General features: G+C 52.1%; 18 protein-coding genes. 14 read left to right on the top strand and 4 right to left on the bottom strand.

What is annotated here, in order from left to right; all coding sequences use genetic code 11:
- Positions 1-127 precede the first annotated feature (127 nt).
- The gene (gene xthA / locus HVZ39_RS14600; RefSeq protein ID WP_016156323.1) at positions 128-934 is read right to left on the bottom strand and encodes an exodeoxyribonuclease III; all 807 of its coding nucleotides are present in this window, start codon (positions 932-934) and stop codon (positions 128-130) included.
- Positions 935-1,378: 444 nt separating this feature from the next.
- Between xthA and HVZ39_RS14595 the strand changes: the two genes are divergently transcribed.
- The 7 genes from HVZ39_RS14595 to ves all read left to right on the top strand — a co-directional run bounded on the left by HVZ39_RS14595 (position 1,379) and on the right by ves (position 9,165).
- Positions 1,379-2,599 (top strand): aspartate aminotransferase family protein, encoded by a 1,221-nt coding sequence (locus HVZ39_RS14595; RefSeq protein ID WP_181632605.1) that lies wholly within the window; start codon positions 1,379-1,381, stop codon positions 2,597-2,599.
- Positions 2,596-3,630, top strand: coding sequence for an arginine N-succinyltransferase (gene astA / locus HVZ39_RS14590; RefSeq protein ID WP_016152846.1), 1,035 nt, complete (start codon positions 2,596-2,598; stop codon positions 3,628-3,630). The genes HVZ39_RS14595 and astA overlap by 4 nt, the downstream gene beginning before the upstream one ends.
- A complete protein-coding gene (gene astD / locus HVZ39_RS14585; RefSeq protein WP_181632604.1) occupies positions 3,627-5,105 on the top strand; it encodes a succinylglutamate-semialdehyde dehydrogenase in 1,479 nt (492 codons plus the stop codon). Before astA ends, astD begins: the two co-directional genes overlap by 4 nt.
- Positions 5,102-6,445, top strand: a complete 1,344-nt coding sequence (astB, locus tag HVZ39_RS14580; protein WP_181632603.1) for an N-succinylarginine dihydrolase — start codon at positions 5,102-5,104, stop codon at positions 6,443-6,445. Before astD ends, astB begins: the two co-directional genes overlap by 4 nt.
- Positions 6,438-7,403: a succinylglutamate desuccinylase gene (gene astE / locus HVZ39_RS14575; RefSeq protein WP_049040430.1), complete on the top strand. Its 966-nt coding sequence runs from the start codon at positions 6,438-6,440 to the stop codon at positions 7,401-7,403. The genes astB and astE overlap by 8 nt, the downstream gene beginning before the upstream one ends.
- Positions 7,404-7,752: 349 nt before the next feature.
- A complete protein-coding gene (gene spy / locus HVZ39_RS14570) occupies positions 7,753-8,238 on the top strand; it encodes an ATP-independent periplasmic protein-refolding chaperone Spy (protein WP_181632602.1) in 486 nt (161 codons plus the stop codon).
- Between the two features lie 351 nt (positions 8,239-8,589).
- Complete coding sequence (gene ves, locus HVZ39_RS14565) at positions 8,590-9,165, top strand: environmental stress-induced protein Ves (protein ID WP_016152850.1); 576 nt, start codon at positions 8,590-8,592, stop codon at positions 9,163-9,165.
- Here ves and cho read toward each other — a convergent pair.
- Both cho and nadE read right to left on the bottom strand, forming a co-directional pair.
- The gene (gene cho / locus HVZ39_RS14560) at positions 9,125-10,012 is read right to left on the bottom strand and encodes an excinuclease Cho (RefSeq protein ID WP_016152851.1); all 888 of its coding nucleotides are present in this window, start codon (positions 10,010-10,012) and stop codon (positions 9,125-9,127) included. The two genes, ves and cho, sit on opposite strands and share 41 nt — an antisense overlap.
- 133 nt (positions 10,013-10,145) lie before the next feature.
- Complete coding sequence (gene nadE / locus HVZ39_RS14555) at positions 10,146-10,976, bottom strand: ammonia-dependent NAD(+) synthetase (protein ID WP_181632601.1); 831 nt, start codon at positions 10,974-10,976, stop codon at positions 10,146-10,148.
- A 210-nt stretch (positions 10,977-11,186) separates the two neighbouring features.
- Between nadE and osmE the strand changes: the two genes are divergently transcribed.
- From osmE to chbG, 7 genes are all read left to right on the top strand, one after another.
- On the top strand, positions 11,187-11,528 hold the full coding sequence (gene osmE, locus HVZ39_RS14550; RefSeq protein WP_003030621.1) for an osmotically-inducible lipoprotein OsmE: 342 nt from the start codon (positions 11,187-11,189) through the stop codon (positions 11,526-11,528).
- A gap of 297 nt (positions 11,529-11,825) precedes the next feature.
- Positions 11,826-12,146: a PTS N,N'-diacetylchitobiose transporter subunit IIB gene (chbB, locus tag HVZ39_RS14545; RefSeq protein WP_003832547.1), complete on the top strand. Its 321-nt coding sequence runs from the start codon at positions 11,826-11,828 to the stop codon at positions 12,144-12,146.
- Positions 12,147-12,233: 87 nt separating this feature from the next.
- The gene (chbC, locus tag HVZ39_RS14540; protein WP_003030619.1) at positions 12,234-13,592 is read left to right on the top strand and encodes a PTS N,N'-diacetylchitobiose transporter subunit IIC; all 1,359 of its coding nucleotides are present in this window, start codon (positions 12,234-12,236) and stop codon (positions 13,590-13,592) included.
- A 54-nt stretch (positions 13,593-13,646) separates the two neighbouring features.
- Positions 13,647-13,994 (top strand): PTS N,N'-diacetylchitobiose transporter subunit IIA, encoded by a 348-nt coding sequence (gene chbA, locus HVZ39_RS14535; RefSeq protein ID WP_003030618.1) that lies wholly within the window; start codon positions 13,647-13,649, stop codon positions 13,992-13,994.
- Between the two features lie 10 nt (positions 13,995-14,004).
- A complete protein-coding gene (gene chbR, locus HVZ39_RS14530) occupies positions 14,005-14,847 on the top strand; it encodes a transcriptional regulator ChbR (RefSeq protein ID WP_085951046.1) in 843 nt (280 codons plus the stop codon).
- Between the two features lie 124 nt (positions 14,848-14,971).
- Positions 14,972-16,327, top strand: a complete 1,356-nt coding sequence (locus HVZ39_RS14525; RefSeq protein ID WP_016152854.1) for a 6-phospho-beta-glucosidase — start codon at positions 14,972-14,974, stop codon at positions 16,325-16,327.
- Between the two features lie 12 nt (positions 16,328-16,339).
- Positions 16,340-17,098: a chitin disaccharide deacetylase gene (gene chbG / locus HVZ39_RS14520; RefSeq protein WP_065554665.1), complete on the top strand. Its 759-nt coding sequence runs from the start codon at positions 16,340-16,342 to the stop codon at positions 17,096-17,098.
- A 36-nt stretch (positions 17,099-17,134) separates the two neighbouring features.
- Here chbG and katE read toward each other — a convergent pair whose 3' ends face one another.
- Positions 17,135-19,393, bottom strand: coding sequence for a catalase HPII (gene katE / locus HVZ39_RS14515; RefSeq protein WP_181632600.1), 2,259 nt, complete (start codon positions 19,391-19,393; stop codon positions 17,135-17,137).
- Positions 19,394-19,555: the final 162 nt, after the last annotated feature.

Here is a 19,555-nt window from a genome sequence, read left to right as displayed (position 1 = left end):
GCGAAAAGTGCGCGCGAAGATATAATAAATTTCCGGCCGCAACAATGTATTACCGTGGCTTTATTGATTTTGCACAGAATAAACAGACTCTCCAGGCCAGGCCCGGAGAGTGAAAATACGCAGACGATCAGACGCGGAATTTAGCCCATACAGGCGCATGGTCGGACGGCTTTTCCATGCTGCGGATTTCATAGTCGATGCCGGTTTCTTCGCAGCGCTCCGCCAGCGGTTTGCTCGCCAGCAGCAAATCGATACGCAGGCCACGGTTATCGTCAAAGCCTTTTGAGCGGTAATCAAACCACGAGAACTGGTCGTTCTTTTCAGGCCAGGCGTGACGGTAGGTATCTACCAGGCCCCAGCCCAGCAGACGCTCCATCCACTCGCGCTCTTCTGGCAGGAAGGAACATTTGCCGGTACGCAGCCAGCGTTTACGGTTCTCTTCGCCAATACCGATATCGAGGTCGGTTGGGCTGATATTCATATCACCCATGATCAATACCGGATTGTCGCGCTTCAGTTCAGTCTCCAGGTAGTTTTGTAGGTTCTGATAAAATGCGGCTTTGGCCGGGAACTTGGTTTCATGGTCACGGCTTTCGCCCTGCGGGAAATAGCCGTTGATCACCGTGATGCTGCCCAGAGGCGACGGAATTTCCGCCATGATGATACGACGCTGCGCTTCTTCGCCATCACCCGGGAAGCCACGACGCACCGCAATCGGCGTTTCTTTCGTTAATAGTGCTACGCCGTAGTGGCCTTTCTGACCGTGATAAAAGACGTTATAACCCAGCTTTGCTACCTCTTCGAGAGGGAACATATCGTCGTGGACTTTTGTCTCCTGTAAGCCAATAACATCCGGTTGGTGTTTTTCGACAATGGCTGCCAGTTGATGGGGACGGGCACGCAGGCCGTTGATATTAAAAGAGACAAATTTCATAGTCGCTGCCACTTTGCAAGATGAATAGTGCAAGGATGGTAGCAGAATTTCTGCAGGCTGACTGCTTCTTGTCACCTGATTCCAACAATGATTGCTAATGGTGTTAACGATGGAGCAAAAACTGCACCGTTTTGGCGCGTAGCGCGTCGGAATAGAGCAATAATTTCCGATAAATTTCGTATACGATCACAATTCCAGAATTATATTTGGCGACTGAATAAAATTGCGTTTTTTCCTCTGTTTAGTCATCTGGTACGCAAACATATTCACTTTATATGCACATACAGTGAATATCGTCAGGTTGTAACTCGTTGATATTCCGTCACCGCCCTCCGTTTATGCACTTTTTTCGCTGGCTGGCACGAAGCCTGCAATCTACATTTACACCGCAAACACTATATTTGTTAACATATAAATAACCTTTTATTTACCGTTGAGGTCGCTATGTCTCTGTCAATTACGCGTGAAAATTTTGATGAATGGATGATGCCCGTATACGCTCCGGCCCCTTTTATTCCGGTGCGTGGCGAAGGTTCACGTCTGTGGGATCAGCAGGGTAAAGAGTATATCGATTTCGCGGGAGGCATTGCGGTTAACGCGCTGGGTCATGCACATCCGGCATTGCGCGAGGCATTAAACGACCAGGCGAGCAAATTCTGGCATACGGGAAATGGCTACACCAACGAGCCGGTGCTGCGCCTGGCGAAAAAGCTGATTGATGCCACTTTTGCCGAGCGTATTTTCTTCTGTAACTCTGGCGCAGAAGCTAACGAAGCGGCATTAAAACTGGCACGTAAATATGCCCACGATCGTTTTGGTAGCCAGAAGAGCGGCATTGTGGCGTTTAAAAATGCTTTCCATGGTCGCACGCTGTTTACCGTCAGCGCCGGAGGACAGCCCGCCTATTCACAGGACTTCGCGCCGCTGCCGCCGGATATCCGCCATGCCGTGTATAACGATCTCGACTCTGCCGGTCAACTGATTGATGACAACACCTGTGCAGTTATTGTGGAGCCGGTGCAGGGGGAAGGCGGCGTAGTGCCGGCAACAAACGCCTTTTTGCAGGGGCTGCGTGAATTATGCGATCGCCATAATGCGCTGTTGATTTTTGATGAAGTTCAGACCGGGGTTGGCCGTACCGGCGAACTGTATGCCTACATGCACTACGGCGTTACGCCGGACCTGCTGACGACAGCAAAAGCGCTGGGCGGCGGTTTCCCCATCGGCGCACTGCTGGCGACAGAGCGTTGCGCCAGTGTGATGACGGTCGGTACGCACGGTACAACCTATGGCGGAAACCCGCTGGCCACTGCGGTGGCGGGAAAACTGCTGGAAATTGTTAACACGCCGGAAGTGCTTAACGGAGTGAAACAGCGCCACGACTGGTTTGTGGAGCGTATTAACGCCATTAACGAACGTTTTGGGCTGTTTAGTGAAATTCGTGGACTCGGACTGCTGATTGGCTGTGTGCTGAACACGGAATTTGCCGGGAAAGCAAAACTCATCTCGCAAGAAGCGGCGGTTGCCGGAGTGATGGTGCTGATTGCTGGCGCTAATGTGGTGCGGTTTGCGCCAGCGTTAAACGTCAGCGAAGAAGAAATCGCCACCGGACTGGATCGCTTTGCGCTGGCCTGCGAACGCATTAAAGCAGGAGGTTCATCATGATGGTGATTCGTCCCATTGAACGCGCTGATATCACGGCGCTGATGCAGCTTGCCAGTAAGACCGGCGGTGGGTTGACCTCGCTACCGGCGAATGAAGCTACGCTGATGGCGCGTATCGAACGTTCGCTACAAACCTGGCGCGGTGAGTTGCCCAAAAGTGAGCAGGGATATGTGTTTGTGCTTGAAGACAGCGCCAGCGGAACCGTGGCAGGGATTTGCGCCATTGAGGTGGCGGTGGGGCTTAACGATCCCTGGTACAACTACCGGGTCGGTACTCTGGTGCACGCCTCGAAAGAGCTGAACGTGTATAACGCGCTGCCGACGCTGTTTCTGAGTAACGATCACACGGGCAGTAGCGAACTTTGTTCTCTGTTTCTCGATCCGGACTGGCGTAAAGAAGGCAACGGCTATTTGTTGTCGAAGTCGCGCTTTATGTTTATGGCGGCCTTTCGTGATCGATTCAATGAGAAGGTCGTGGCCGAGATGCGCGGCGTGATCGATGAACACGGCTACTCTCCGTTTTGGCAAAGCCTCGGCAAACGTTTTTTCTCAATGGAGTTTAGCCGGGCGGATTTTCTCTGCGGAACCGGGCAAAAAGCCTTTATTGCTGAACTGATGCCTAAGCATCCGATTTATACCCATTTCCTGTCTGACGAAGCGCAGAGCGTGATTGGTCAGGTGCATCCGCAAACGGCTCCTGCGCGGGCTGTGCTGGAGAAAGAAGGATTTCGCTACCGCAACTACGTCGATATTTTCGACGGCGGACCGACCCTGGAATGCGATATTGACCGGGTACGGGCTATCCGTAAAAGCAGGCTGGTGGAGGTGGCTGAAGGGCAGCCTGCGCCGGGCGACTATCCTGCTTGTCTGGTTGCCAATGAAAATTATCAAAATTTCCGCGTCATGTTGGTTCGTGCCGACCCGGATACTCAGCGTCTGGTGCTGACGGCGGCGCAACTGGACGCCCTGAAATGTCACGCGGGCGACCATGTACGTTTTGTGCGTCTTTGTGCAGAGGAGAAAACAGCATGACATTATGGATAAACGGCGACTGGGTGACGGGGCTGGGCGAGCGTCGGGTGAAAACCAATCCCGTAAGCGGTGATGTACTGTGGCAGGGCAATGATGCCGATGCAACCCAGGTAGCGCAGGCGTGCAGGGCCGCGCGCGCAGCCTTTGCCAGTTGGGCTAAACAGCCCTTTGGCGCACGCCAGGCCATTGTTGAAAAATTTGCCTCATTGCTGGAAAGCAATAAAGCCGAACTCACACAGATTATCGCCCGGGAAACCGGCAAACCCCGTTGGGAAGCCGCTACAGAACTGACGGCGATGATCAATAAAATTGCCATCTCAGTGAAAGCCTGGCATGCGCGTACCGGAGAGCAGCACAGCGAATTACCGGATGGCGCAGCGACGTTGCGCCATCGCCCGCACGGCGTGCTGGCGGTTTTTGGCCCGTATAACTTCCCTGGCCATTTACCCAATGGTCATATTGTTCCGGCACTGCTGGCAGGCAACACATTGATTTTCAAACCCAGCGAGCTGACGCCGTGGACCGGTGAAGCCGTGACAAAGCTGTGGGAGCAGGCGGGATTGCCGCCGGGCGTGCTGAACCTGGTGCAGGGCGGTCGCGATACGGGACAGGCGCTGAGCGCGCAGGACGATCTCGATGGCCTGCTGTTTACCGGCAGTGCCAATACTGGTTATCAACTGCATCGACAGCTATCCGGCCAGCCGGAAAAAATCCTCGCTCTGGAGATGGGGGGCAACAACCCGCTGATTATTGAGAACCCGGAAGATATTGATGCCGCAGTGCATCTGACTATTCAATCCGCGTTTGTCACCGCCGGACAGCGTTGTACCTGCGCCCGTCGCCTGTTAGTTAAAAAAGGCGCGCAGGGGGATGCGTTCCTGACGCGCCTGGTGGACGTCAGCCAGCGTTTAATGCCCGGCAACTGGGACGCAGAACCGCAGCCATTTATTGGCGGGCTGATTTCCGAACAGGCCGCGCGGCATGTCTATGATGCCTGGCAGCGTCTGGAATCGTTAGGGGGCCGGACGCTGTTAGCGCCACGTCTGGTGCAAGCCGGAACGTCACTGCTCACCCCAGGGATCATCGAACTGACCGGGGCAGCGAACGTACCCGATGAAGAGGTCTTTGGACCGCTGCTTGGCGTCTGGCGTTATGACAGCTTTGATGACGCAATTCGTATGGCGAACAACACCCGCTTTGGATTGTCGTGTGGGTTGGTTTCCCCCGAACGCAGCCAGTTTGATCAACTGCTGCTCGAGGCGCGGGCCGGGATCGTCAACTGGAATAAGCCGTTAACCGGCGCGGCGAGTACAGCGCCGTTTGGCGGCGTTGGCGCTTCCGGGAACCATCGCGCCAGCGCGTGGTATGCCGCAGATTATTGCGCCTGGCCGATGGCAAGTCTGGAATCACCGGCCTTAACGCTGCCAACGACGCTTAGCCCCGGCCTGGATTTTTCTCGCGAGGATAAGCTATGAAAGCCCGTGAGGTAAATTTTGATGGTCTGGTGGGGCTGACCCACCACTATGCGGGGCTGTCATTTGGTAATGAGGCCTCAACCAAACATCGTTTTCAGCTATCGAACCCGCGTCTGGCGGCGAAGCAGGGTCTGCTAAAGATGAAATCGCTGGCGGATGCGGGATTTCCCCAGGCGGTGATCCCGCCTCATGAGCGGCCGTATATTCCGGTGCTGCGTCAGTTGGGCTTTACCGGCCGCGACGAACAGATACTGGAGAACGTGGCGCGTCAGGCGCCTCACTGGCTCTCCAGCGCCAGCTCCGCATCGTCTATGTGGGTGGCGAATGCGGCAACGGTCTGCCCTTCAGCCGATGCGCTGGACGGGAAAGTGCATCTGACGGTGGCGAATCTGAATAATAAGTTTCACCGTTCGCTGGAAGCGCCGACCACCGAAGCGTTGCTACGGGCGATTTTCCGTGATGAGAATAGTTTTACGGTCCACGGCGCGTTACCCCAGGTTGCGCTATTCGGTGATGAAGGTGCGGCAAACCATAACCGCCTCAGCGGGGATTACGGCGACCCTGGCGTACAGCTGTTTGTTTACGGTCGTGAAGAAGGGAATGTGTCCCATCCGAAGCGCTATCCGGCGAGGCAATCCCGTGAGGCCAGCGAGGCGGTCGCCCGACTGAATCAGGTTAACCCGCATCAGCGCATTTTTGCCCAGCAAAACCCGGACGTTATCGATCTTGGCGTGTTTCATAACGATGTGATTGCGGTGTCGAATCGCCAGGTACTGTTTTGTCATCAGCTGGCGTTTGTCAGACAGCAGGCGTTGTTCGAGCAGTTACGCAGTCAGGTGGCAGGTTTTACCCCGCTGGAAGTCCCGGCTGCGGAAGTGTCGGTGCAGGATGCGGTGACTACCTATCTGTTTAACAGCCAGTTACTGAGCCGTGATGACGGTTCGATGATGCTGGTCCTGCCGCAGGAGTGTCGGGAGCATGCGGGCGTGTGGCGGTATTTGAACCGTCTGCTCGAGGAAGACAATCCGATCGATGACCTGCAGGTATTCGATCTGCGTGAAAGTATGTCCAACGGCGGCGGTCCGGCATGTCTGCGCCTGAGAGTGGTGCTTACGCCACAGGAGCTGCAGGCCGTAAATCCGGCGGTTATCATGAACGATACGCTGTTTAACACGCTGAATAATTGGGTCGACCGTTACTATCGCGATCGTCTTACTGCCGCCGACCTTGCCGACCCGCAGCTGTTACGTGAGGGGCGTGAAGCGCTGGATACGTTGACGCAATTGCTCAACCTCGGCTCTGTGTATCCCTTCCAGCAGGAGAGGACCCGCCATGGATAATTTTCTGGCCCAGACGCTGGCAGGGATAACCCCCGAGACAACCGAGGGCACAGCTCGCGGCTTTTCCTGGCAGTGGATTGGTCACGGAATTCTGGAGCTGACGCCGGACACTCCGGCGGAATATTCGCTGGTGCTGTCTGCGGGGATCCACGGTAATGAAACGGCCCCGGTAGAGATACTTGATTCAATTCTCTCCAGGCTGTTTAGCGGTGAACTAACGCTGACATGGCGGCTGCTGGTGATTCTGGGGAACCCGCAGGCGCTGGCGGCGGGACAACGTTATTGTCATAGCGACCTGAACCGTATGTTTGGCGGCCGTTGGCAGATTTTTGCCGCGAGTGAAGAAACGCACCGAGCCCATCAGCTTGAGCTGTGTCTGGAGGATTTTTATTCTCGGGCGAAAGAGCCAGTACGCTGGCATCTGGATCTGCACACCGCGATTCGCGGCTCGCAGCATCTGCGCTTTGGCGTGTTGCCACAACGCAACGTTGCCTGGGACGAAGATTTTTTGGGATGGCTGGGAGAGGCAGGGCTGGAGGCGCTGGTTTTCCATCAGACACCTGGCGGCACGTTCACCCATTTTAGCGCTGAACATTTTGGCGCGCTGGCCTGCACGCTGGAACTGGGTAAAGCGCTGCCGTTTGGACAAAACGATCTGACTCAGTTTGCGCAGACGGCAGATGCGCTGGCGAAGCTGCTAAAGGGCGAGCGAATGTCACCGGGAGAAACATCTCCGCTGCGTTACCGCGTGGTGTCGCAAATCACGCGGCGTAGCGACGATTTCATTCTTCACATGGATAACCAGACGCTCAACTTTACCCCTTTTACAGAGGGCACCTTGCTGGCGCAGGACGGTGATGAACGTTTTACCGTCACCCATGATGTTGAATACGTTCTCTTTCCAAATCCAAACGTGGCCTGTGGTTTACGTGCCGGATTGATGCTCGAAAAATTGTGACAAATATATATGCCCTTTTGGTTTATCCCTAAGGGCTTATTTTTACGTGCTGTTTTTATTTATTACGGATTATTCCTGGTGAATTGCTTTCTTAATAATCAGGGATGAGGTATAGTTCTTCATAATCCCTTTAAAATCATCCTGTTGTAATTTTTTATTGCAACTCTGCGCAATTTATTCTTTTTTTCTCCATAATTGATGAAAGTTTGTTTTTTACACTTTCATTGTTTTACCGTTGCTCTGATTAATTGACGCTTAAGCCGGTAAAGTTAATCTCGTCAACACGACATCACATTGCATAAGAGTCGCATGAGTGTCGTAAAAATAACTGAAAGAAAGGATAGAAATTATGCGTAAACTGACTGCTCTGTTTGTTGCCTCTACCCTGGCGCTGGGCGCTGCTAACCTGGCCCACGCCGCTGACACGACAACAGCTGCGCCAGCTGATGCCAAACCAATGATGCACCACAACGGTAAGTTTGCCCCGCATCATGACATGATGCTTAAAGACCTGAACCTGACCGATGCGCAGAAACAGCAGATTCGCGAGATCATGAAAGGTCAGCGTGATCAGATGAAACGTCCGCCGCTGGAAGAGCGCCGCGCAATGCACGACATCATCGCCAGCGATAGCTTTGATAAAGCGAAAGCGGAAGCGCAGATTGCGAAGATGGAAGAACAGCGCAAAGCCAACATGCTGGCGCATATGGAAACCCAGAACAAGATTTACAACATTCTGACCCCGGAACAGAAAAAGCAGTTTAATGCCAATTTTGAGAAGCGTCTGACAGAACGTGCCGCGCAGAAGGGTAAAATGCCGCAAGCTGCTGAGTAATCGTTCAGCGTCTACACTATATCATTCACGCTGTGTGTGCTGATTGCCGCACAGTGTGAAACCAAACTCAAGACCGCCGCTCTTGTCCACAACACGTTTAACGAGGTGGGCAGGATCGGCGGTTTTTTCTTTGCTGCCTCTTGCACCGCGCTTGTGACACGTTATTCTCCTGAAGCCCGCGAAAATTCCATCTGGAGGGCGCGTTGTTCTTTTTTGCAAAACACCGGGTTCATCGCTAAGGCAAATCAACTCTGCTGCCGATAACAATAATCTGCAGGGTGAACATAACAATGATGATTTATGGCTGCCTGTTTACGGTGGGCTGCCGTGCTGCGCCTTTCTGGAGGGATGATGGAATACTTTGATATCCGCAAAATGCCGGTCAATCTGTGGCGAAATGGTGCGGGAGAAACGCGTGAGATTTGCTGTTTTCCGCCAGCAACACGAGATTTTCACTGGCGGGCGAGTATCGCCTCCATCGCAGCGAATGGGGAGTTTTCTCTTTTTCCCGGCGTAGAACGCGTGATTACCCTGCTGGAAGGCGGAGAAGTGACGCTGGAAGAGCCGAACACCTTCACGCATACCCTGAAACAGCATCAGCCTTTTACCTTTGCCGGTGACAAGGTGGTAAAAGCGAAGCTGACGGAAGGGCAGATGTCGATGGATTTTAATATCATGACCCGACGGGATGTCTGCCAGGCAAAAGTCAGAGTTGCCGATCGCACCTTTACGACCTTTGGTTCGCGCGGCGGCGTGGTGTTTGTTATCAGCGGAGCCTGGCAACTGGGTGATAAGTTGTTGACCGTCGATCAGGGTGCAAGCTGGCACGACGGTAAACACACGTTACGACTGCTGGAGCGCGAGGGGAAACTGCTGTTCAGCGAGATTAACTGGATGCCGGGGCATTCTCCGGACTCAGTTCAATAATGTCATATTGACCAGACAGAATAGGCCGGCAGAGAATTTTGTAGCCATCTTGATCAAAGCCGGCCGGCATTCGCGCCAGTGTAGCTGCCTCATCCAGCGTTGAAACGGCTCCCAGCCACAGCCAGTTATTGATGATATGGTACTGCGTCATTTCAGCGCGGGTTTCCTGCAGCGCAATGGCATTGCTCCACGGCCAGCAGATTACGCGCACTCTTTCCAGGGCTTCTACCAGACGCAAATAATGTGCTTCAGGGCTTTCTTTCCCACAGCAGGCTCCGGCGCAGCGTTTAAGCGCGGAGCGAAAACAGGCGCGCCCGTGGCTGAGGGGTTCCAGCCCCAACAGGCCGTAGCACAGCTGTTGTTCATCGGCGAGGCTTTGCAGCGTCTGTAGCGCTGCGCGGCGGTTGGCAAACAGGCCAAACAGATTGGGGGCGTGGGAGAAATCAATATCTCGTGCGTAAACCACCTGAACCGTTCGATCGGTAAGCTGCAAGGCACACAGCTGGCGATTGCGTCGCAGCCGTTTGTTAAACAGGGGCTGCTGTTCTTTGATAAGCCGCGCTTCCAGCAGCAGGGCGCCAATTTCTCCGGCCGTACAAATCCAGCTAATGCGCCTGGCCTGACGCAGCATACTCGCTTCGTCTGCGGTACGCAGATGCGCCAGCACACGGCTGCGAATATTGACACTTTTACCAATATAAAGCGGCATGGTGTCGCTATCACTGTGAAACAGATAGACGCCTGGCGCGGTGGGAAGCGCACTCAAAAACGGGCGCAGGTGCTCGGGATATTCATAGATTGCCGCTGCCTCAAATGTCAGACGAGGGGCTGATTGACGCTGTACCACTGTTGACTCCAGATGCTGGTTATTCATCCAGTGTAGCAGTTTGAGGGCGATTAAAAAAGCGGCATGAGATTCAGCAGGCTAATGCCAGATAGTGCCAATCCTGGCGCTACCCGGCATTTTGAAGGGAAAAGGATTACTCTTTTTTCCAGAAATCATCAAACACGGTGATTGGTGTGCGACGTTTATGCTCAGTTTTCACGTACCAGCCTTCAATTTTTTTTGCGACGTCGGCATCCAGCGTTTTTCCTTCCAGATAGTCGTCGATGTTGTCGTAAGTGACGCCGAGTGCGGCTTCATCCGGCAGAGAAGGGCGATCGTCCTCGAGGTCGGCAGTTGGTGCTTTCTTATATAAGTGCTCCGGGCACCCCAGCGCGGCGAGCAGTTGTTTGCCCTGGCGCTTGTTCAGACGAAATAGTGGGTTAATGTCGGTACCGCCATCGCCGTACTTAGTGAAAAATCCGGTGATGGCTTCTGCAGCATGATCGGTACCCACGACAACGCCGCTGGTCATGCCGGCGATACTGTATTGTGCCTTCATACGTTCACGGGCTTTTTCATTGCCACGCACAAAATCGCTCAGTTCGATACCCGCTTCACGCAGGGCCTGCTCGCTGGCCAGCACCGCGCCCTTAATATTGACGGTCAGTACGCGGTCCGGTTGAATAAAGGCGATGGCATCCTGGCAGTCTTGCTCATCGGCCTGAACGCCATACGGTAGGCGTACGGCAATAAACTGCAGTGCGTCATTACCCGTTTCTTTTCGCAGCTCGGTGATCGCCATCTGGCACAGTTTTCCCGCGAGCGTTGAGTCTTGTCCGCCGCTAATTCCCAACACCAGTGATTTCAGAAAGGGGTAGGTCTGCAGATACGATTTCAGGAAATCCACGCTGCGGCGAATTTCTTCTTCTGCATCGATGTGCGGTTTTGCGCCAAGCGCCTGGATTATCTCTTGCTGCAGAGTCATTTAACCCCCTCCGAAAAATAAAATGATCAAAAAAATGATGTGTTAAAGCTAACGCGTTGAGGCCCAAACGACAAGGGATGCGAGCCTGATATAGCATCATTTTGTTTTAATAGAATTTTCCGAAACCACCTAAGTATCCTCTGATTGCTTGAAAAATGCGTTGTTGTGCTCCAGGCTTATATAACACGCTGAAATACAAGAGGACGGAATATGAACAAGAATCTAACAGGAATTCTGAGCGCAGCGGCTGTTTTGACTATGCTGGCAGGGTGTACGGCCTACGATCGTACGAAAGACCAATTTGTTCAGCCCGTGGTGAAAGATGTGAAGAAAGGGATGAGCCGGGCGCAGGTAGCGCAGATTGCCGGTAAACCGTCTTCCGAAGTCAGTATGATCCATGCGCGTGGGACGTGTCAGACCTACATCCTGGGTCAACGAGATGGTAAAGCTGAGACCTATTTTGTTGCTTTAGATGACACCGGACACGTGATTAACTCTGGCTACCAGACCTGCGCAGAGTACGACACCGACCCGCAGGCAGCGAAGAAGTAACAACTGTTTATTGCCTGAGCACTCGGGAAAACCGGCCACTGCGCCGGTTTTTTTATGTCACACGATCTTAATTATTGACGCGAATTATTTGCCTGAAGTGTGAGGGTGGTCATAACGCCAGGTCAAGGAGAGACAATTTAGTTGGTCAAGGAAATACCATCCGCCGGTGCAATCCCGTATACTCATTTCAGCCACCTAAAAAAGTAATTTAGCTGACGCAAGTTACCCAGAGCATGGATGCAGGTTAGGGCTTGCGGAGTGTCTGGTGACAGATAATCGCACATGAGGATCGTTTTAATGGAAAAGAAACACATTTATCTGTTTTGTTCTGCGGGCATGTCGACTTCATTGTTGGTTTCGAAGATGCGTGCTCAGGCCGAAAAATACGAAGTACCGGTTATTATTGAAGCGTTTCCTGAAACGCTGGCCGGAGAAAAAGGTCCAGTGGCCGATGTTGTATTATTAGGTCCACAAATTGCTTATATGTTGCCCGAAATTCAACGTTTGTTACCTAACAAGCCTGTGGAAGTGATTGACTCGCTGCTGTATGGCAAAGTCGATGGTTTAGGCGTGCTTAAGGCTGCGGTTGCAGCAATTAAAAAAGCCGCAGCAAATTAATTATTTTATTTTAATTTTTCCCGTCAAAGAGTTATTTCATTAACATTCACCGCAATTATTAATTGCGGTATTTAAGGGTATTTTTCTATGAGTAACGCTATTGCTTCACTTGAAAAGGTACTCCTTCCTTTTGCTGTAAAAATTGGAAAGCAGCCACACGTTAATGCAATCAAAAACGGTTTTATTCGTTTAATGCCGTTAACCCTCGCAGGGGCCATGTTTGTATTAATCAATAACGTTTTCCTGAGCTTTGGGGAGGGGTCGTTTTTTTATTCAATGGGCATTCGACTTGATGCTTCAACTATTGAAACGCTGAATAGTTTGAAAGGCATTGGTGGAAACGTCTATAACGGTACGCTGGGTATCATGTCATTGATGGCGCCGTTCTTTATCGGTATGGCGCTGGCAGAAGAACGCAAAGTCGACTCTCTGGCTGCCGGGCTGTTATCCGTCGCCGCGTTTATGACCGTAACGCCATATAGCGTGGGTGAAGCCTATGCCGTTGGCGCGAACTGGCTCGGCGGTGCCAATATTATTTCCGGTATTATTATCGGCCTCGCGGTCGCGGAAATGTTCACCTTTGTGGTCCGTCGCAATTGGGTAATTAAATTACCTGATAGCGTACCGACATCCGTGTCGCGCTCTTTCTCTGCGCTGATTCCTGGCTTCCTTATCCTCTCCATTATGGGGATCATCGCCTGGGCATTGAACACCTGGGGTACGAACTTCCACCAGATCATCATGGATTCCATTTCAACTCCGCTGGCATCGCTGGGCAGCGTGGTGGGCTGGGCCTACGTGATTTTTGTTCCGCTGCTGTGGTTCTTCGGTATTCACGGTTCACTGGCGCTGACCGCGCTGGACAGCGGTATCATGACGCCATGGGCGCTGGAAAACATCTCCATTTACCAACAGTTTGGTTCCGTAGACGCCGCGCTGGAAGCCGGAAAGACCTTCCACGTCTGGGCGAAACCGATGCTCGACTCCTATATTTTCCTCGGGGGTAGCGGGGCTACGCTGGGTCTGATTATCGCTATCTTCCTGGCATCGCGTCGTCCGGATTATCGTCAGGTTGCTAAACTGGCACTGCCGTCAGGCCTGTTCCAGATTAACGAACCTATCCTGTTCGGTCTGCCGATCATCATGAACCCGGTGATGTTTATCCCGTTCATTCTGGTGCAGCCGATTCTGGCGGCGATTACGCTGGCGGCTTATTACTCCGGCATTATTCCACCGATTACCAACATCGCACCGTGGACCATGCCAACCGGTTTGGGCGCGTTCTTTAATACCAACGGTAGCGTCGCTGCTCTGCTGGTCGCGCTGTTCAACCTCGGTATCGCCACGCTGGTTTACCTGCCGTTCGTGGTGGTAGCCAACAAAGCGCAGAACGTTATTGATCAAGAAGAAAGCGAAGAAGATATCGCTAACGCATTGAAATTCTAAATTTAATCCGGCATGGCTTCACGGTCATGCCGGACTGAACCAGAGGAAAAAAGTATGTTGGATATCGAGAATATCGTCGACACGCAGTCAGAAGCAGAAGAACTTGAAGAAGTGGTGATGGGTCTGATCATCAACTCCGGTCAGGCGCGTAGCCTGGCGTACGGCGCGCTCAAAATGGCCAAGCAAGGCGATTTCGAGTCAGCTAAGGCTATGATGGACCAGTCTCGCCTGGCGCTGAACGAAGCGCACCTCGTGCAAACGAAACTGATTGAAGGCGATCAGGGCGAAGGTAAAATGAAAGTTAGCCTGGTGCTGGTTCATGCTCAGGACCACCTGATGACATCAATGCTGGCGCGTGAGCTGGTGACTGAACTGATTGAGCTTCACGAAAAGCTGAAATAGCGAGGAGTGCATAATGCAGCTACAGATTAACGCACCGGAAATCAAAACCGTCTATGAACAGCAGCTGTTTAATGGCAAAAATTTCCATGTGTTCATCTACAACAAAACTGAGAGCATCAGCGGGCTGCATCAGCATGACTACTACGAATTTACCCTGGTTTTAACCGGGCGCTATTATCAGGAAATCAACGGTAAACGCGTATTGCTCGAACGCGGGGACTTTGTTTTTATTCCATTGGGATCGCACCACCAGAGTTTTTATGATTTTGGGGCGACAAGGATCCTGAACGTCGGTATCAGTAAACGCTTTTTTGAACAGCACTACCACCCGCTGCTGCCATTTTGTTTCGTTGCATCGCAGGTCTATCGGGCGAATAATTCGTTTCTCACTTACATTGAAACGGTTATTGCATCATTGAACTTTCGCGAGAGTGGACTGGATGAATTTGTAGAAGTGGTCACCTTCTATATTATTAACCGGTTGCGCCATCATCGCGAAGAGCAGGTGCTGGATGATATTCCGCAGTGGCTTAAAACCACCGTGGAGACCATGCATGACAAACGGCAGTTTAGCGAGAATGCGCTGGAAAACATGGTACACCTGTCCGCGAAATCCCAGGAGTATCTGACCCGCGCAACCCAGCGTTATTACAGCAAAACGCCGATGCAGATCATTAATGAAATCCGCATTAACTTTGCTAAAAAACAGCTGGAAATGACTAACTATTCTGTAACGGATATTGCTTACGAGTCTGGTTACAGTAGTCCAAGTCTGTTTATTAAAACGTTTAAAAAGCTGACGTCATTTACACCTAATAGCTATCGTAAGAAATTAACTGAATTTAATCAGTAGATATTATTAGCCAATAACCCATTTTTTATAGCTTGCCCAAAATAGCGTCGGGACAGCCACGCTATACCTGACAAACGGGTTGAGCATAATACACGTCAGTGTTTTGACACTGAAGGGAGAAAGTATGAGCCAGAAATTAAAAGTCGTCACTATCGGTGGCGGGAGCAGCTACACCCCTGAGTTACTTGAAGGCTTTATTAAGCGCTATCATGAATTACCGGTTTCTGAATTGTGGCTGGTTGATGTCGACGATGGAAAAGAGAAGCTGGACATTATTTTTGACCTTTGCCAGCGCATGATCGATAAAGCTGGCGTGCCGATGAAGTTGTTTAAAACGCTGGACCGCCGTGAAGCGCTGAAAGATGCTGATTTCGTTACCACCCAGCTGCGCGTAGGGCAACTGAAAGCCCGCGAAAAGGATGAACGCATTCCGCTGAGCCACGGGTATCTGGGGCAGGAAACTAACGGCGCTGGTGGGCTGTTCAAAGGTCTGCGTACTATTCCGGTTATCTTTGATATTGTCAAAGATGTGGAAGAACTGTGCCCGAATGCGTGGGTGATTAACTTTACTAACCCGGCCGGGATGGTGACGGAAGCGGTCTATCGCCATACGAATTTTAAGAAATTCATCGGTGTATGTAATATCCCCGTCGGCATGAAAATGTTCATTAGCGATGTGCTGGCGCTGAAAGAGAGCGATGACTTATCCATCGATCTGTTCGGTCTGAACCATATGGTCTTTATTAAAGACGTACTGGTGAATGGTAAATCACGCTTTGATGAACTGTTGGATGGCGTGGCTTCAGGTCAACTGAAAGCCTCCACCGTGAAGAACATCTTCGATCTGCCGTTCAGTGAAGGGTTGATTCGCTCGCTGAAGCTGCTGCCGTGCTCATATTTGCTCTATTACTTCAAGCCAAAAGAGATGCTGGCGATTGAAATGGGTGAATACTATAAGGGCGGCGCTCGCGCTCAGGTGGTACAGAAAGTGGAGAAACAACTGTTTGATCTCTACAAAAACCCGGATTTGAACGTGAAACCGAAAGAGCTGGAACAGCGCGGTGGAGCCTATTACTCCGATGCGGCCTGTGAAGTGATCAACGCCATCTACAACGACAAACAGACCGAGCACTATGTCAACGTTCCACATCATGGGCATGTTGACAATATCCCGGCGGACTGGGCGGTTGAGATGACCTGTACACTGGGACGCAACGGCGCCACGCCGCACCCACGTATTACCCATTTTGATGAGAAAGTGCTGGGCCTTATCTATACCATAAAAGGCTTTGAAGTCGCGGCGAGCAATGCGGCACTGAGCGGTGAGCTGAATGATGTGCTGCTGGCGTTGAACCTGAGTCCGCTGGTGCATTCTGACAGCGATGCCGAGATTCTGGCGCGTGAGCTGATTCTGGCGCATGAAAAATGGCTGCCAAACTTCGCCGGGTGTATCGAGAAACTCAAAAGCGAACAACACTAACTGAGGTCAGCTATGGAACGCGTACTGATTGTAAATGCGGATGATTTTGGCCTGAGTAAAGGACAAAACTACGGCATTGTTGAAGCCTGTCGCAATGGCGTGGTCACCTCGACAACCGCACTGGTTAATGGCGCAGCCATTGACCATGCGGTACAGCTGAGTCGCGACATTCCTGAACTTGCCGTTGGGATGCATTTTGTTCTGACGCTGGGCAGGCCGTTGACGGCAATGCCAGGCCTTACTCGTGACGGGTTACTGGGAAAATGGATCTGGCAGATGGCTGAAGAAGACACCTTGCCGTTGGATGAAATTTCTCAGGAACTGGCCGCGCAGTATCAGCGTTTTATTGACCTGTTCGGGCGGGAGCCAACGCATCTGGATAGCCATCACCATGTGCATATGTTCCCGCAGATTTTCCCTATCGTGGCCGGGTTTGCTGCCCAACGGGGGATTGCGTTACGGATCGATCGTCAGGCGGTATTCCAGGCGTCTGACTTTCCGCAGACGTTACGGACTTCCCAGGGATTCAGCAGCGAGTTTTATGGCGAAGCGATTTCTGAAGCCCTGTTTTTGCAAACGCTTGACGCGTCAGCAGACCGGGGAGAGTCCTCGCTGGAAGTGATGTGTCATCCGGCCTTTATCGATGACATTATTCGTCAAAGTGCCTACTGTTACCCCCGCTTAACTGAGCTCGACGTGCTGACGTCTCCGTCACTGAAATATGCTATTGCGGAACGCGGTTATCGTCTTGGCAGTTTTCTGAACATCTAACTCCTGAGTTTGCGGCGCATAATGCGCCGCATTTTTTTAGGCAGGGATCGTGTCGATTTTTCCGGCGCGTGACCAGACGCGGTGCGCAGTCATTAGCGTCAGCAGGGTATCCATAAACTGTGCGTCTGCACTGTCTGCCTCCACCACGCCTTCTTCTCCTTCAGTTTTGATATCCAACGTTGCTTTAAACTGACGCGCATCGCCAGCCAGTGCGATAGGTTTTAAGTGCTTATACGCTTCGAGTAAGTAATATCGGGCATCACCGTTCATAGCGATATCTGCGATATTGCCACACGGAACGATAACCGCATCGACGGTCAGCGATGGTGAACCCGCAAAGGTACCGGCGATTGTCAGGACAGAACCATCATCGGCAACCACATTACCCATTCGGGAATAGAGCAGTTTGGCGTGAACGCCTTTGGCTTGTAAGGCTTGCATGATGGCAAGCAGGTCGCCCGATTTCACCTGGTCATTAAGTAGAATGGCGACCACGCGGCCCTTAATCTCACCTTGCGCACCCGCATATAAACTGAGTGACGGCGCACTTTTCAAACCATTCACGTTAGCCGGTGGGGCGATTTTGGCCTGTTCCTCGGTTAGCTCAAAACCGAGATTATCGGCAACCGCCTCGGCGAGGGCTGTATCAATATGGGCTAACTGTTCAACCACTCTTTCCCGAATATAGGGGCGCGTAACTTTGCTGAGTTCGAAGCTGAATCCGCCGATAATATGCTGCTGTTCAATTGGCGTCTGACTTAGCCAGAACAGGCGAGGGTGCGCATAGTATTCGCCAAAAGAGGGGCTACGTTCGCGGATTTTGTTTCCTTCAATCCGTTCCTGATACGACTCAAATCCACCGCGTTTTGGCCCCGGCGGCGTTTCACGCGGCCAGTTATCATTGATGGAATTAGGTTCATAGTTGGCAGGGTTGGTATCGATGTCCATACGATGCATGCCATCACGCTGGAAATTATGGTACGGGCAGGTCGGGCGATTAATCGGGATTTCATGGAAGTTGGGCCCGCCCAGGCGGCTGATTTGGGTATCGGTATACGAAAACAAGCGGCCTTGCAGCAAGGGATCGTTGGTAAAATCGATTCCAGGGACGATGTGTCCGGGATGAAAAGCGACTTGTTCATTTTCGGCGAAGAAATTATCCGGATTACGATTCAGCACCATTTTACCGACGCGTTGCACCGGAACCAGCTCTTCTGGGATCAGCTTGGTCGGGTCGAGCAGGTCAAAATCGAACTTGAATTCGTCTTCTTCAGGAATGAGCTGCAGCCCCAGTTCGTATTCCGGATAATCGCCTGCTTCAATAGCTTCCCACAGATCGCGGCGATGAAAATCGGGATCACGACCGGTAAGTTTTTGCGCTTCATCCCATACCAGCGAAGCTTTGCCCGCCAGCGGTTTCCAGTGAAAACGGACAAAGGTGGCTTTCCCTTGCGCATTTATCAACCGGAACGTGTGAATGCCAAAGCCTTCCATCGTGCGATAGCTGCGTGGAATACCCCGGTCGGACATCGCCCATATAACGTTGTGCAACGTTTCTGGCTGTAACGAGACATAATCCCAAAAGGTATCGTGGGCGCTTTGACCCTGTGGGATAGCCCAATGCGGCTCCGGTTTTACCGCATGGACGAAATCCGGGAATTTATGGGCATCCTGAATGAAGAAGACTGGTGTGTTGTTTCCCACCAGATCGAAAATGCCCTCCTCAGTATAAAATTTGGTCGCAAATCCTCGAATATCTCTGACTGTATCCGCTGAGCCTGCGCCGCCCTGAACCGTAGAGAAACGGACAAAAACCGGGGTGATTTTATTTTCATCACTCAGAAAGTCCGCTTTCGTTGTCGCGCTGAGACTGGCATAGGGCTGAAAGTAACCATGAGCGGCCGAACCTCGGGCATGTACGATCCGCTCCGGGATGCGTTCGTGATCAAAATGGGTGATTTTTTCCCGCAGGATAAAGTCTTCCAGCAGCGTTGGCCCACGGTTTCCTGCGCGCAGAGAGTTTTGATCGTCCGCGATGCGCACTCCCTGATTGGTTGTCAGAGCAAAATCTTCGCTGCCTTTACGAAAACCTTCCAGCGCGTTGAGTTTGTCACTTTTGGTGTCAGGCGCTTTTAAGCTGCCGGACGTAGTGGGCTGCATGCCAGGTGGTGTGGGTTCAGGTGTTGGCCGATGTGAACCGTCTGCTGGCGCCAGTGAGTCAAGTCCTGGCTGGGATTCGCTGGCATCATGAACCGGCGCTGAGTGATGGAGTGGGTGCTTATCATTCTGTGACATTAAACTCGTCTCCTGTTTTCATCGCTTAAAGGTCGTTGTTGCCGTCAAAAGCTTTAACTATAGACCACTTGCTCAGTGGTGCAGGAACTGACCGAGGGCGTAAAGCGCGATGAACCAGGCAAACAGCGCACGCAAGGCAGGACGTCAGGAGGCAAAATCGGC

The sequence above is a fragment of the Citrobacter sp. RHB35-C21 genome (assembly GCF_013816515.1).
In the GTDB taxonomy this organism is placed as follows: Bacteria; Pseudomonadota; Gammaproteobacteria; order Enterobacterales; family Enterobacteriaceae; genus Citrobacter; species Citrobacter braakii.
The sequence above is the reverse complement of the archived record's forward strand: the minus strand, read 5'-3'. Positions and strand labels throughout refer to the sequence as shown.